This is a genomic window from Pseudomonas sp. 9.2(2024), from assembly GCF_039695385.1.
GTDB lineage: Bacteria > Pseudomonadota > Gammaproteobacteria > Pseudomonadales > Pseudomonadaceae > Aquipseudomonas > Aquipseudomonas paraglycinae.
This window is the reverse complement of the sequence record NZ_CP155585.1, coordinates 4,308,602-4,320,858: the sequence shown is the minus strand read 5'-3', so window position 1 is coordinate 4,320,858 and position 12,257 is coordinate 4,308,602. Positions and strand designations below refer to the sequence as shown.

Annotated in this window: 12 protein-coding genes; 6 read left to right on the top strand and 6 right to left on the bottom strand. The window is 60.2% G+C overall.

The features are described 5' to 3' along the window. Positions 1-26: 26 nt before the first annotated feature. Positions 27-848, bottom strand: a complete 822-nt coding sequence (locus ABFB52_RS19400; protein WP_129973742.1) for an aldo/keto reductase — start codon at positions 846-848, stop codon at positions 27-29. 90 nt (positions 849-938) lie between these two features. Then, entirely contained in the window at positions 939-2,087 is a 1,149-nt protein-coding gene (locus tag ABFB52_RS19395) for an aldose epimerase family protein (RefSeq protein WP_102687119.1), read from the bottom strand. Positions 2,088-2,334: 247 nt separating this feature from the next. Between ABFB52_RS19395 and ABFB52_RS19390 the strand changes: the two genes are divergently transcribed. The 3 genes from ABFB52_RS19390 to ABFB52_RS19380 all read left to right on the top strand — a co-directional run bounded on the left by ABFB52_RS19390 (position 2,335) and on the right by ABFB52_RS19380 (position 5,271). Beyond that, positions 2,335-3,084: a hypothetical protein gene (locus tag ABFB52_RS19390; RefSeq protein WP_085746262.1), complete on the top strand. Its 750-nt coding sequence runs from the start codon at positions 2,335-2,337 to the stop codon at positions 3,082-3,084. A gap of 81 nt (positions 3,085-3,165) precedes the next feature. Beyond that, the gene (locus ABFB52_RS19385; RefSeq protein WP_102687120.1) at positions 3,166-4,380 is read left to right on the top strand and encodes an MFS transporter; all 1,215 of its coding nucleotides are present in this window, start codon (positions 3,166-3,168) and stop codon (positions 4,378-4,380) included. A 105-nt stretch (positions 4,381-4,485) separates the two neighbouring features. Further along, the gene (locus tag ABFB52_RS19380; RefSeq protein ID WP_011335062.1) at positions 4,486-5,271 is read left to right on the top strand and encodes a sulfite exporter TauE/SafE family protein; all 786 of its coding nucleotides are present in this window, start codon (positions 4,486-4,488) and stop codon (positions 5,269-5,271) included. Here ABFB52_RS19380 and ABFB52_RS19375 read toward each other — a convergent pair. Further along, a complete protein-coding gene (locus tag ABFB52_RS19375) occupies positions 5,253-5,729 on the bottom strand; it encodes a GNAT family N-acetyltransferase (RefSeq protein WP_085745894.1) in 477 nt (158 codons plus the stop codon). The genes ABFB52_RS19380 and ABFB52_RS19375 overlap by 19 nt on opposite strands. A 210-nt stretch (positions 5,730-5,939) precedes the next feature. Here ABFB52_RS19375 and ABFB52_RS19370 point away from each other — a divergent pair, with 210 nt between their 5' ends. Further along, complete coding sequence (locus ABFB52_RS19370) at positions 5,940-6,506, top strand: DUF4174 domain-containing protein (protein ID WP_129973756.1); 567 nt, start codon at positions 5,940-5,942, stop codon at positions 6,504-6,506. Between the two features lie 171 nt (positions 6,507-6,677). On the opposite strand, the gene ABFB52_RS19365 is transcribed toward ABFB52_RS19370, so the two are convergent. After that, positions 6,678-7,826, bottom strand: coding sequence for an AAA family ATPase (locus ABFB52_RS19365; protein WP_085745895.1), 1,149 nt, complete (start codon positions 7,824-7,826; stop codon positions 6,678-6,680). A gap of 480 nt (positions 7,827-8,306) precedes the next feature. On the opposite strand from ABFB52_RS19365, the gene ABFB52_RS19360 reads away from it, so the two are divergent. Continuing rightward, positions 8,307-8,639 carry a hypothetical protein gene (locus tag ABFB52_RS19360; protein WP_240870179.1) on the top strand — a complete coding sequence of 111 codons (333 nt, stop codon included), beginning with the start codon at positions 8,307-8,309 and terminating at the stop codon, positions 8,637-8,639. Between the two features lie 62 nt (positions 8,640-8,701). Here ABFB52_RS19360 and ampC read toward each other — a convergent pair whose 3' ends face one another. Continuing rightward, on the bottom strand, positions 8,702-9,868 hold the full coding sequence (gene ampC, locus ABFB52_RS19355; RefSeq protein WP_129973743.1) for a class C beta-lactamase: 1,167 nt from the start codon (positions 9,866-9,868) through the stop codon (positions 8,702-8,704). A 160-nt stretch (positions 9,869-10,028) separates the two neighbouring features. Here ampC and ABFB52_RS19350 point away from each other — a divergent pair, with 160 nt between their 5' ends. Then, the gene (locus ABFB52_RS19350; RefSeq protein ID WP_129973744.1) at positions 10,029-10,904 is read left to right on the top strand and encodes a LysR family transcriptional regulator; all 876 of its coding nucleotides are present in this window, start codon (positions 10,029-10,031) and stop codon (positions 10,902-10,904) included. Here ABFB52_RS19350 and gudD read toward each other — a convergent pair. Continuing rightward, entirely contained in the window at positions 10,901-12,244 is a 1,344-nt protein-coding gene (gudD, locus tag ABFB52_RS19345; protein WP_085608310.1) for a glucarate dehydratase, read from the bottom strand. The two genes, ABFB52_RS19350 and gudD, sit on opposite strands and share 4 nt — an antisense overlap. Positions 12,245-12,257: the final 13 nt, after the last annotated feature.

Below are 12,257 nucleotides of genomic sequence, written 5' to 3'. Positions count from 1 at the left end.
GAAGCCCTCTGTCAGTCGGCGGTGGCTCAGACCATGGCCAGCCGCTGCTTGCGTTTTGGCGCCTGAAACACCTGGTCCAACGCCGCCAGATCCCCGGCCTCGAGTTGCAGCTGCGCGGCTTGTGCATTGAGCTGCACGTGTTCCGGGCGCACGGCCTTGGGAATCGCAATCACCCCATCCTGACGCAGAATCCACGCCAGCGAAACCTGTGCCGGGGTCACGCCGTGACGAGCGGCAATCTGTTTCAGCACCGGCTCGGCAAGCATGGCGCCGCCCTGGCCGATCGGGCAGTACGCCATTAGCGGCATGCGCTGTTGCTGGCACCACGGCAGCAGGTCGAATTCGATGCCGCGTTCTTCCAGGTTGTACAGCACCTGATTGGTCGCGCAGACCGAACTCGACAGTTCCTCAAGATCATCGACATCGAAGTTCGACACGCCCCAGCGACCGATCTTGCCGTCCTCGCGCAGACGCTCGAAGGCTTCGACGGTTTCTTCCAGCGGATACTGGCCGCGCCAATGCAGCAAATAGAGGTCGATGTAATCGGTGTCGAGCCGGCGCAGACTGCGCTCGCAAGCCTGGGGAATGCCTTTGCGGCTGGCGTTGTGCGGGTAGACCTTGCTCACCAGAAACACTTGATCGCGCAGGCCGGCGATGGCTTCGCCGACCACGCTTTCGGCACCGCCCTCGGCGTACATTTCGGCGGTGTCGATCAGGGTCATGCCCAGCTCGATGCCGCTGCGCAGGGCCGCGACTTCACGCTTGCGCGCCGAGCGGTCTTCGCCCATGCGCCAGGTGCCCTGGCCAATCACCGGAACCTGCACGCCAGCCAATTCGAGGGTACGCATTCAAACCTCCTTTCTGAAACGGTCGATACCTTGGGTGGGCAGCAGGATAGCCCACGGGTTCCGTCCGGTTCCAGAAAGGAGGCCAGGTGCTTACTTGGCGGAGAACTTCAACACCACGCTCTGGGTGTAGGTCTGGCCGGGATCGAGGCGGGTACTCGGGAAGTTCGGCTGGTTCGGCGAATCCGGATAGTGCTGAGTCTCCAGGGTGAACGCGCCCCAGTGCGGATAGACCTTGCCACCTTTGCCCTTGACCGTGCCGTCGAGGAAGTTGCTGGTGTAGAACTGCACGCCCGGTTCGTTGGTGAACAGCTGCAAGTGGCGACCGGATTGTGGGTCGCTGACTTCGGCGGCGAGTTTATTGACGTCACCCTTGGTGTCCAGCGCCCAGTTGAAATCGAAACCGCCCTGTTTTTCTTCGGCGAATTTCAACTGCGGATGGTCGGCCTTGATGTGCTGGCCGATGGCGGTCGGTTTGGTGAAGTCCATCGGTGTGCCGGCCACGGGCGCCAGTTCGCCGGTCGGGATCAGCTTGGCGGTGACCGGGGTGTAGTGACTGGCGTGCAGGGTGGCGACTTGCTTGAGGATGTCGCCATTGCCGGCGCCGGCAAGGTTGAAGTAGCTGTGGTTGGTCAGGTTGAGCACAGTGGGTTTGTCGGTGCTGGCCTTGTAGTCGATGCGCAGCTCGTTGCTGTCGGTGAGGCTGTAGGTCACTTCAGTGGTGAGGTTGCCGGGGAAACCCATTTCGCCATCCGCCGACAGGTAGGTCAGGGTCACGCCGACCGAATCCTTGTCCTTGGTTTCCTTCGCCTTCCAGACCTTTTTGTCGAAGCCCTGAGTGCCGCCATGCAAGGCGTTGGTCTTGTCGTTCTGCGGCACTTGATAGCGCTTGCCGTCGAGTTCGAAGGCGCCGTCGGCCAGGCGATTGCCGAAGCGGCCGATGGTCGCGCCGAAGTACGCGGTGCCTTTCTGGTAACCCTGCACATCGTCGAAACCGAGGACGATGTCGTCGAGCTTGCCGTGTTTGTCCGGCACCTGCAGCGCCTGCAAGGTCGCGCCGTAGGTGATGACGGTGGCTTGCATGCCGTGGCTGTTGCGCAGGATGTATTGTTCGACCGGCGTGCCGTCATTGGTTTTGCCGAAGGCTTTGTGTTCGCTGGACAGACCGGCGGCCTGGGCGGTGAGGGTGGCGATCATCAGGGACAGTCCGAGGCCGCAGAGTGAGTGTCGGGATTGAAGCATGGGTTGACCTTCCTTTTTGTTGTTGTTTTGAAAATCTTTAAATAGTCATGCTAATTAATGGATGAGTGGGAATTTATAGCGGATTAAACGATTAATGCAAAAATAAAGTCGGACTTAATGCCTTAAGCAGTTAGCGCCGAAGGTCGGGAATCCACGCCGGCACTGCACTTTTGCGAAATCCCCGGCTCTATCCATGGCCAGGGTGCGGTGACTTCCGCCGCACAGGAACGTGTCCGTCAAAGAATTCATGCCGAGAGTTTTGCACCCCATCGCTGCATTCATTTATCGCCCGTGCCTGCTGCTGGCCTGCCTGTCGACGCTGTTGCTCGGCGGTTGCAGCCATCAGGACGGCAACAATTTCATCACCCAGATGCGCGAGGGCAGGCCTCAGGAATTTCTCCAGACCAGCGTCGATCGCATGGCCACACTGGCGATGCGCGACAACCTCGACAGCCTCTATCGCTTGATGGGCAAGTTGTACCTGCGCAACCCGGACGAGCTGCGCAAATCCGGGTTCCTCGACGTCAAGACCGCGGTCAAACAAGTGCGGCTGGCCATCGAGCAGCAACAGCCTTTGCCGACCCTCGGCGGCAAAAAAGACCTGGCGGCGCTGAGCTATGCCATGAGCCCGGAGTTCCTCGGCGACCGGGTCGGCGCATTCATCTATGCGATCGGCAGCATGCTGGTCACCGCTCACGGCAATCGCACCGAGTTTTACATGACCGATGCGATCAACCCGACCTTCGTCAACAACGCCGCGCGCAACATCGAGAAAGCCACGTGGATCCTCGCCCAGCGGCAGAACAAGGAAGGCCAGCCGCTGCTGTTTTCCAACGAAATTTCCGAGGAGGGCAGCAACCTGAGTTTCGCCACGGAGTTCGGTAAAGTCGTGGCGCGTCTGGATCTGCTGACCCAGATGCTCGACGAGCGCTACCGGCGCATTGGCCTGAATTACGCCCAGAGCCTGCTGTTTTTGAATTTTTTGCCAGTGCAGTGAGCCAAGTCGGTTAGAGTGGCGGACGATCGTGTTTGTATACAATCCGTCGTCCGATTTGACTCAAAGGGAGCTGCACCTGTCATGACCGACCCCGCAAGCGCCGATTACACGAGCCTGGAACGTGCCACCCGCACCGACAAAATGCCTTACGCCGCGTTGTTGGCGTTTGCCATGACCGGCTTCATCGCCATCCTCACCGAAACCCTGCCGGCCGGTTTGTTGCCGCAGATCGGTGCCGGCCTGAACGTCAGTGAAGTGCTGGCCGGGCAACTGGTGACGCTGTATGCGCTGGGCTCGATTGTCGCGGCGATTCCGCTGACGGTCGCCACCCGTGGCTGGGGGCGCAAACGGGTGCTGCTGATGACGGTCGGCGGGTTTCTGCTGTTCAACACCATCACCACGTTTTCCAGCCATTACGGTTTGACCCTGGCCTCGCGGTTTCTGGCCGGGATGGCGGCGGGGCTGTCGTGGGGGATCATGGCCGGTTACGCGCGCGGGATCGTGCCGGTGCATCAGCAGGGGCGGGCGCTGGCGATTGCCATGCTTGGCACGCCGGTGGCGTTGTCGCTGGGCACGCCGGCCGGCACCTGGCTGGGCAATGTGATCGGCTGGCGCGCCTCGTTCGGGATCATGTCGGCATTGGCGCTGGTGCTGGCGGCGTGGATCGTCATCGCGGTGCCGGATCGTCCGGGTCAGGCCCGCGCCGAGCGTTTGCCGCTGATGCAGTCGCTGCGTTTGCCCGGCGTGCGCCCGGTGCTGTTCGTAGTGCTGACCTGGATGCTTGGCCACAACATTCTCTACACCTACATCGCGCCGTTTCTGACGCAAGCCGGTCTCGGCGAGCGGGTCGATCTGGTACTGCTGGTCTTCGGTCTGTGCTCGCTGCTGGGGATCTGGATTATCGGCCTGCTGGTGGATCGCTGGCTGCGCGGGCTGGCGCTGATCAGCCTCGCGGTGTTTGCCGTGACCGCACTGGTGCTGGCACTGGTCGCGCCGTCGCCTTGGCTGATTTATGCGTGCATGGCGGTGTGGGGCCTGTCGTTCGGTGGCTCGGCGACGTTGCTGCTGACTGCCGCAGCGGACTCCGCCGGAGAACATGTGGATGTGGTGCAAGCGATGCTCACCACTTCGTGGAACGTGGCGATTGCCGGCGGCGGATTGTTCGGTGGTTTGCTGCTGGACCGGGCAGGGGCGATGTCGTTTCCGTGGGCGTTGCTGATCCTGTCGCTGATCGCACTGGCCACGGTCTGGCTGAACAGCACTCACAGTTTCAAACCGGGCCGACGACAGCACTGATGCTGAAGAAATGGCATAACGATAGATCCTATCGATATAGGGCGTTATAAGAAAACTGGTTATCCTGCGGGCCGGATTTTTCCTGTGGTTTGTCTGGACGTCTTAATGGAATTGGCAAATTTCGGCCTGGTGATTGCCGGGCTGGTCGTGGGGTTCATCGTCGGTATGACCGGTGTCGGCGGCGGTTCGTTGATGACGCCGATCCTGCTGTGGTTCGGTATCAATCCGGCCACGGCGGTGGGCACGGATCTGCTGTACGCAGCCATCACCAAATCCAGCGGCGTGCTGGTCCACAGGAAGAACAAGAACATCGACTGGGCCATCACCGGCTGGCTGACCCTGGGCAGTGTCCCGGCGGTGGCGATGACCTTGTGGTTCCTCAGCACCCTGCACACCGCACCGGACGCGATGAACGCCATCATCAAGCAGGCCCTGGGCTTCGTGCTGTTCGCCACGGCGCTGGCGATTCTGTTCAAGAAGCGCCTGCTGGAATTCGCCCACAAACGTGCCGGCGGCAACTACAACCCGAGCGGCGCGCGCCTGAATGTCATGACCGTGATCACCGGTCTGATCCTCGGCACCATGGTCGCCCTGACGTCCATCGGCGCCGGCGCTCTCGGCACCGTCGCGCTGTTCATCCTCTATCCGCTGCTGCCGACCCGTCGTCTGGTCGGCACCGAAATCGCCCACGCCGTACCGCTGACCCTGGTCGCCGGCCTCGGCCACGCGAGCATGGGCAACATGGACTGGGGCGTGCTGGGCTTTCTGCTGGTCGGCTCGCTGCCGGGCATCTGGCTCGGCAGCCACCTGACCGGCCGCGTCTCCGATGAACTGCTGCGCCCGTGCCTCGCGACGATGCTGGTGTTGATCGGTTACAAGCTGGCGTTCTGATCGAGCGCGCGCTTCATCACCGTCACCGGCAATCCGTCGTACTCCGTTTCTTCCAGCACCTCCCAACCCAGCCGCGCATACAGCGACTGCGCGGCATCGGTGTACAGGTACAACTGCGGCACGCCCAGTGCGGCAGCTTCCTCGACGATGCGGTTGACCAGTTGCGAGGCGATGCCGCGACCACGCTGTTCGGCCTTCACGTAGACCCCGGCCAGCCACGGCGTCAGTTGCGGACGGGTGTCCATGTCGCGGTCGATCAGCAGCGCACCGCCGAGCAGTTTTCCGTCTTCGATCGCCACCACCACGCTGGGAATCGCACCTTTGCCGCAGGCGGCGCGCATACGTTCGGTGCGGCTGGCGAGGGTGTCTTCGGGTTTGTATTGGCCCCATTCCTTGAAGTTGAGTTCGGCCAGTTCCTCGATCAGTTGCGGGTGATGGCAGAGGTAGTCGATGTGCATGCGCGTTGAACTCCATTTCACAGGTTGAACAGCCACCCTAATGCGGTCATAAAAGGTAATCAAATGCGCGACATGATCGCGCCCGACCGGTTGCGCAAAATCGGTGCTGACCTAAGCTTTGGGCAAGGCGAAACACTTTTGCCGGGCAGCCCCCGGAACAATCGCCGCGATGCGCAATCATTAGAGCGTGGATATCAAAAGGAGATGCGCATGCTCATCAGGTCACTGACCCTGACACTCTTGCTGGCGATTGCCGGCCCCCTGTTCGCCGCCGACGGCGATTCCCCTCTGGACGTCGACAAGGGCATCAACCGCCCGGTGATCGTGATCGCTTCCAGTACGGTCGATTCTTATTGGGTCAGCCTGAAAAAAGCGCTGGACGACCCGGCCAACAAACAAGGCATCGCCGACCGCAAGATCAAGGTTTACACCATCCTGAGCATGAGCGGACAGGTCGATGGCAAAAGCCTCGAGCAGCAGCAAACCATGGCGCTGCTGCGCTCGCTGAAGCTGGGCGCCGGGGCGTATCCGAAAGTCTTCCTGGTGGGCAAGGATGGCGAGACCAAACTGACGGCTTCGGGGGAGGAAACCGCGGCGGTCGATTTGAAGAAGATCTTCGACACGATTGATGCGCTGCCTGCCGCCGAGAAAGAAACTACTTCCACCGTGGTCACCGCCCCGGCCGCTGCAGAACCGGCGCCGGCCAAGGGCGCGAAAGGGACAAAACCGGCGAAGCCGAACAAACCGGCCAAGCCGCCGGAAATGCCGGATGATTGATTGAGGCAGGCTCTGAATAAAAATGGCGAACGTTATCAAGCGTTCGCCATTTTTTTTGCCCTCGGTGTTTTGATCTGAAGATGACCGCAGGCGGTCATGGAGGACAATCCAACACTGTTCTGCGATGCAGGTTCCTATGGTTTTGATCCGCATCTGACTGGCATCGAGTTTTCAAAGGCTATTGCGCTCGTAGAGCTCGTCGTCATTCAGCACGTAAACCAGAGCATCTTTTGCTTCGCTAACGATCAAGGGAGACTGGGTCGTCAGCACGAATTGGCAGTTCGGAAATGTTTTGCTCAATTGCTGGATAAAGTTGAGCTGCCATTCCGGATGCAGATGAAGGTCCACCTCATCGATGAGGACGATGCCTTCGCCGTGGAGCGGATTGTCCAGTGACGGGTTCATCATGGCCAGTCGGCGGGCGATGTCACCGATCAGCGCCAGCATCGATTTTTCGCCTTGCGACAATTGGGCGACACTGAAAGTGACGCGGTCCTTGTCGATCGCCATGTGCAGGCGAGGTTGTCGCTGTATTCGCAGGTTGGTGAAGCCCGGCATGAAGGCCGTGATGGCGCAGCGGACGGCCGTCAGTTGGGAGTCACGGGACGAAGCTTTGAGCTCGGATAACGTCTTCCAGGCTTCGCTTTCAGGACCAAACTTTTGAGCTATTTCGTTCAATGCGGAATCGGAAATACCGGACTCGTTTTCGCTGTCTTCGCGCTCTCGAAACCATTCAAAGAAGCCACGAAAGTCGGTGCTGTGTTTCTGTGAGTCGTCGTAGCCCGCCAGTTGATCGAAGGTTTGTCCGCTTTTGATTTTCAGCGGGATTTCGAGAACCGATCGCTCCACCGGATAGTAGGCGATCAGGGGGAGTGAGGCGTTGTCATCGGCTGTCAGCAGGGCGCGGTAGTGATCGGCGAGCAGATTTACGTCTTCCAGGGAGCTGCTCAGAGCCGTTTTCCCTTCCTGCTTGCTGTGTAACATACCCCATACAAATACATCGTCTTCTTCATCGGGATCAGACTCGGGATTGACTCGCGGATGTGCAGGTTCTGCTACCGCGATCGAAACGATGGCAGCCGGGGTCCCGTTGCGAATATCGTCTTCTGCAATATGGCTGCCATTGCCTTTATGGGTGCGAATTCTTGCTATCAACCAGCTCAGGCAGGTGATGAGCGCTTTCAGCAGGGTGGTTTTACCGGCGCCGTTGATTCCCACGAACACGGTAACGTTGGAATGGGATCCGTCGACAGGAGCCAAATGAACGGTGATGTCATTGAACCGACCTACATTCGTGAGTTTGAGGCTGTCGATCTTCATTCATTCCCCTCTGTGTTTCAGTCGGTCAGGTGCTTGGCGAACGTCATTTCATCCGCGATAACCCGGCAATGCGGTGCAGTTTAGATGCATCTCTTTCAGCCGGTCACCTTTGAAAATCATTGCTGAATGTGCCCGGAAATTTACGCGGCAACACCCTTCAAATCCGTCGGAAGTTTCCTTCAAACCGCAGCGGCGTTGGTGAACTGGTGGCTTGAGTCGTACGCCGATAATCTCATTGGGCCGCTGCAAAATCAGCGGTCGGATGTGGAAGTCCGGGGATGACAGGGAAGCGTATGTGCGCCTGTGACCACATGTTGGTATTTTTTATGCCACCATCGTTGTTTATGGCAGCTATGCGCAGGAGCACTTTCAAGTGCACCGGGTTTCTCTGACCCCGGACTTCCACACCTGCGCAAAGCTGCCACCCTCTCGTGGAAGGGAGTTCGGCAGTTTCTCTCTTAATGTCAGAGGTATTCACACATGAAAAAAACAGATCCAAACAGGCCGGAAACTCCCACGAATTCAGATTCCCCCGAACACATCTCCAACCCCAAACCCCGCTACATCCCCATCACCGGCATCGACTGCCCGATTCCCTGTCTCCTGATCGACCGAGAAGCCCCGTTAGACGTACTCCACGGCACCGCCGCCTACCGCTTGCGCTGCGTGACTCAACTGCTGGAAACACTTTCATTGAGCGACGGCACCGGCCACGACGCTTTGCTGCTGCAGGACTTCGCCCGGGTGCTTGCGATCCCGCTGCGCGACAGTTGCGATCTGATGGATGTACTGGGCTGGAAGCTACAGGCGTAGTTTTTCAAACCCCCAAACAAAAACGGGCGACCTTCTCAGGTCGCCCGTTTTTTATGGCGTGATTACCGGGTCAATTCACCCAGAATCCTGTGCGCAATCTTCACCCGCTCTCCATTCGGGTAATTGCGGTTCGCCAGAATCACGATACCGACTTTCTTCGACGGCACGAACGCGACATACGCGCCGTAGCCAGCGGTGGAGCCAGTCTTGTTCAGCAGTACGTTCGCCGGTTCAGGCTGTGGCGGATTCAGCCATTTGACCTTGTGCGGTTCCATGGCCATTGGCGTCGAGTTGCCGTCCAGCAGGCGGTCGAGGCTGATCGGGTAGGTGTAGCGTTCCCAGCCCAGGCCCTGGGTCATGTCGCCGACGGTGTAGTAGCCGGTGTGGGTGAGGGCGATGGCTTTTTGCAGGGGGGTCTCGAGTTTGGCGGTATCGAGGTTGGCTTCGACGTATTGCAGCAGGTCGGCGGCGCTGGTTTTCACGCCGTAGGCCTCAGCGTCCAGTGCACCGGGGCTGACTCGAATCGGTTTGTTGTTCTTGTCATAGCCTTGGGCGTAGAGCTTTTGTTCAGACGCCGGCACTGATAGGAAGGTGTGCTTGAGCCCGAGTTTCGGCAGCAGGGTTTCGGTCATGACCTGATTGAATGGCTGACCGAGGCTTTTTGCGGCCAGGTAACCGAACAGACCGATGCTTGGGTTGGAATACAGGCGATGGCTGCCGGCCGGAAAGGTCGGTTTCCACTGTTGGTAATAGCCGAGCACTTTGTCGGCGGAATCCGCGGCGTTCGGGAATTGCAGCGGCAGGCCGCCGGCGCTGTAGGTGCCCAGTTGCAGCAGGCTGATGTGGTCGAAGGCGCTGCCTTTCAGTTCGGGCCAGTGCTGGCTGGCCTTGTCGGAGAACTCCAGTTTGCCGCTGGCCTGGGCGTAGGCGGCGAGGGTTGCGGTGAAGGTTTTGCTCACCGAGCCGATTTCGAACAGGGTGTTTTCATTCACCGCTTGCCCGGTGCTTTTGTCAGCGACACCGTAGTTAAAGTAATGTGCCTTGCCGTCGACGGTCACGGCCACGGCCAGCCCCGCAATGTCCTGTTGTTGCATGACCGGGGTCACGGTGGCCTTGACCAGCGCCTGCAGCTGATCGTCGGTTTGCGGGGCGGCCAGGCAGGTGGCGGCGCTGAAAAAAAGTCCGAAAGCGCTGTAGGACTTGAGTTTGTTCAGGTTGATCGAAGACATGCGTGAACCACTCTCCATGAGTGTTGATGGTGTTATCCCGCTACACTGCGAGCGTTTTCCGTCGGGCCGGCTGATCGGCGCCGCCAAATCTAGGCAGTCCGGCGTCTTTCGACAAACGATGAAAACTCGGATGAGCCATTAGAAAAATTTGGGACCTGGCATGATTCGACCTCAATTGCCCTTGAATGCATTACGCGCCTTTGAAGCTTCTGCGCGTCACCTGAGCTTCACCCGTGCGGCGGTGGAGTTGTGTGTAACTCAGGCGGCCGTCAGCCATCAGGTCAAAAGCCTGGAAGCGCAACTCGGCGTGATCCTGTTCAAACGCCTGCCCCGTGGGTTGATGCTGACCGGCGAGGGCGAAACCCTGCTGCCGGTGCTGACCACGTCGTTCGATCATATCGCGCAGATGCTCGAGCGTCTGGCGGGCGGGCAATATCGGGAAATGCTCACGGTCGGTGCGGTAGGCACCTTCGCGGTGGGCTGGTTGTTGCCGAGGCTGGCGGACTTTCAGGCGAAACATCCGCTCATAGATTTGCGGCTGTCGACCAACAACAATCGGGTGGACGTCGCCGCCGAGGGGCTGGATTACGCGATCCGGTTCGGCGCCGGAGCGTGGCACGGTATCGAGGCGACCCGTTTGCTGGAGGCGCCGTTGTCGGTGCTCTGCGTGCCGGAAATCGCCCGGCAATTGCACACGCCGGGGGATCTTTTGCAGCAGCGTTTGTTGCGTTCCTATCGCACCGATGAGTGGCCGGAATGGTTTCACGCGGCCGGTCTGGCGACCCATGCCGCGCCGCCCCAGAGCATCGTGTTCGACTCGTCGCTGGCGATGATGGAGGCGGCGTTGCAGGGTGGCGGGGTGGCACTGGCGCCGCCGTTGATGTTTGCCCGGCAACTGGCGGCGGACCTGATCCGCCAACCCTTTGCCATCGAAATCACCACCGGCAGCTACTGGCTGACGCGCTTGCAGTCACGGCCTGAGACGTCGGTGATGGCGGCGTTCAGACACTGGTTGCTGGAGGCTGCGCAGGCTTAGCGCACCAGGCACGGCTTCTTGTTATCAAACGTCCAGCCCGGAATCAGAAACTGCATCGCCACGCTGTCATCCCGCGCGCCGAGCCCCATGCCTTTATAGAGTTCGTGGGCCTTGGCCACCTGATCCATGTCCAGCTCGACGCCTAGCCCCGGTTTCTTCGGCACTTGCACGCAGCCGTCGACGATTTGCAGCGGTGCCTTGGTCAGGCGCTGGCCGTCCTGCCAGATCCAGTGGGTGTCGATGGCGGTGATGTCGCCCGGTGCGGCGGCCGCGACGTGGGTGAACATCGCCAGGGAAATGTCGAAGTGGTTGTTGGAGTGCGAGCCCCAGGTCAGGCCCCATTCGTGGCACATCTGCGCCACGCGCACCGAACCCTGCATGGTCCAGAAATGCGGGTCGGCCAGCGGGATGTCCACCGACTGCAACTGGATTGCGTGACCCATTTCGCGCCAGTCGGTGGCGATCATGTTGGTGGCGGTTTTCAGCCCGGTGGCGCGGCGAAATTCAGCCATCACTTCACGGCCCGAATAGCCGTTTTCCGCACCGCACGGGTCTTCGGCGTAGGCCAGCACATGATGCTGGTCGCGGCACAGACGGATCGCTTCTTTCAATGACCACGCACCGTTCGGATCGAGGGTAATGCGGGCGTCGGGGAAGCGTTCGGCCAGTGCGGTCACCGCTTCGATTTCCGCATCGCCGCTGAGCACGCCGCCCTTGAGCTTGAAGTCCTTGAAGCCATAACGCGCGTGGGCAGCCTCGGCCAGGCGCACCACGGCGTCGGCGGTCATGGCTTTCTCGTGACGCACGCGGAACCAGTCATTGTCGGCATCCGGTTCGCTGCGGTAGGCGAGGTCGGTTTCCCGACGATCGCCCACGTAGAACAGGTAACCGAGCATCTTCACTTCATCACGCTGCTGGCCTTCGCCGAGCAATGCTGCCACCGGCACGTCGAGATGCTGGCCAAGCAGGTCGAGCAGGGCGGCTTCGAGCCCGGTGACCGCGTGAATGGTGATGCGCAGGTCGAAGGTTTGCAGGCCACGGCCACCGGCATCGCGGTCAGCGAAGGTCTGGCGTACCTGGTTGAGGATCTTCTGATACGTGCCGATCGGGCTGCCGACCACCAGACTGCGGGCGTCCTCCAACGTCTGGCGGATGCGTTCGCCGCCGGGTACTTCGCCGACGCCGGTGTGGCCGGCGTTGTCCTTGAGAATGACGATGTTGCGGGTGAAAAACGGCCCGTGGGCGCCGCTCAGGTTGAGCAGCATGCCGTCGTGGCCGGCCACCGGAATGACTTGCATCTCGGTGATGATCGGGGCTTTGGCGATGTCGTGTGCGGTCATTTGGGATTGTCCT

Coding starts and splice junctions, on each gene's coding strand:
- ABFB52_RS19400 (WP_129973742.1), bottom strand. CDS start 848: ATGCGTACCCTCGAATTGGCTGGCGTGCAGGTTCCGGTGATTGGCCAG.
- ABFB52_RS19395 (WP_102687119.1), bottom strand. CDS start 2,087: ATGCTTCAATCCCGACACTCACTCTGCGGCCTCGGACTGTCCCTGATG.
- ABFB52_RS19390 (WP_085746262.1), top strand. CDS start 2,335: ATGCCGAGAGTTTTGCACCCCATCGCTGCATTCATTTATCGCCCGTGC.
- ABFB52_RS19385 (WP_102687120.1), top strand. CDS start 3,166: ATGACCGACCCCGCAAGCGCCGATTACACGAGCCTGGAACGTGCCACC.
- ABFB52_RS19380 (WP_011335062.1), top strand. CDS start 4,486: ATGGAATTGGCAAATTTCGGCCTGGTGATTGCCGGGCTGGTCGTGGGG.
- ABFB52_RS19375 (WP_085745894.1), bottom strand. CDS start 5,729: ATGCACATCGACTACCTCTGCCATCACCCGCAACTGATCGAGGAACTG.
- ABFB52_RS19370 (WP_129973756.1), top strand. CDS start 5,940: ATGCTCATCAGGTCACTGACCCTGACACTCTTGCTGGCGATTGCCGGC.
- ABFB52_RS19365 (WP_085745895.1), bottom strand. CDS start 7,826: ATGAAGATCGACAGCCTCAAACTCACGAATGTAGGTCGGTTCAATGAC.
- ABFB52_RS19360 (WP_240870179.1), top strand. CDS start 8,307: ATGAAAAAAACAGATCCAAACAGGCCGGAAACTCCCACGAATTCAGAT.
- ampC (WP_129973743.1), bottom strand. CDS start 9,868: ATGTCTTCGATCAACCTGAACAAACTCAAGTCCTACAGCGCTTTCGGA.
- ABFB52_RS19350 (WP_129973744.1), top strand. CDS start 10,029: ATGATTCGACCTCAATTGCCCTTGAATGCATTACGCGCCTTTGAAGCT.
- gudD (WP_085608310.1), bottom strand. CDS start 12,244: ATGACCGCACACGACATCGCCAAAGCCCCGATCATCACCGAGATGCAA.